This is a genomic window from Kitasatospora sp. MY 5-36 (assembly GCF_001182915.1).
In the GTDB taxonomy this organism is placed as follows: Bacteria; Actinomycetota; Actinomycetes; order Streptomycetales; family Streptomycetaceae; genus Kitasatospora.
Genome location: NZ_LFVW01001371.1, coordinates 1 through 743 on the forward strand (window position 1 = coordinate 1; position 743 = coordinate 743).

The 743-nt window shown below is 78.6% G+C and carries 1 protein-coding gene; it reads left to right on the forward strand.

The genetic code is table 11. The features are described from left to right. Positions 1-743: HD domain-containing protein (locus AE652_RS42490; protein WP_049661641.1), on the forward strand; the 743-nt coding region annotated here is incomplete at both ends.

Genomic DNA, 743 nt, shown 5'->3' on the forward strand with positions numbered 1-743 from the left:
CGGCCGCCGACCCGGTGCTGCCGCTGCGCGCCGCGGCCGCCGCCGCGCAGAACGGGCTGACCGTCTCGTACGCCACGGTGCGTCGGCTGGCCGCCGAGTGCCGCCCGCTGCCGGTGCCCTGGCCGGACGAGGCGCGCGAGCAGCTGGTCACCCTGCTGGGCGCGGGGGAGTCGGCCGTCCCGGTGTGGGAGGCGCTGGAGGCGGAGGGGCTGGTCCGCCGGCTGATCCCGGACTGGGAGCGGGTGCGCTGCCGTCCGCAGCGCAACGCGGTGCACCGCTGGACGGTGGACCGGCACCTGGTGGAGACGGCGGTGCGGGCCGCCGCGATGACCCGCCGGGTGGCCCGCCCGGACCTGCTGCTGGTCGCCGCGCTGCTGCACGACATCGGCAAGGGCTGGCCGGGGGACCACAGCGAGGCCGGCGAGGTGATCGTCCGCGACCTCGGCGCCCGGATGGGCTTCGGCCCCGAGGACACCGAGACCCTGGCGGTGCTGGTCCGCCACCACCTGATGCTGGTGGACACCGCGACCCGGCGCGATCCGGACGACCCGGCCACCGTCGAGGCGGTCACCAAGGTGGTCGCCACCCTGCCCGAGCTGGAGCTGCTGCACGCGCTCACCGAGGCGGACGCGCTGGCCACCGGCCCGGCCGCGTGGAGTGGCTGGCGGGCCTCGCTGGTGGAGGGCCTGGTGGCCCGGGCGGCGGACCGGCTGGCCGGGGCGGGCACCCCGCCGGCGGAGGGC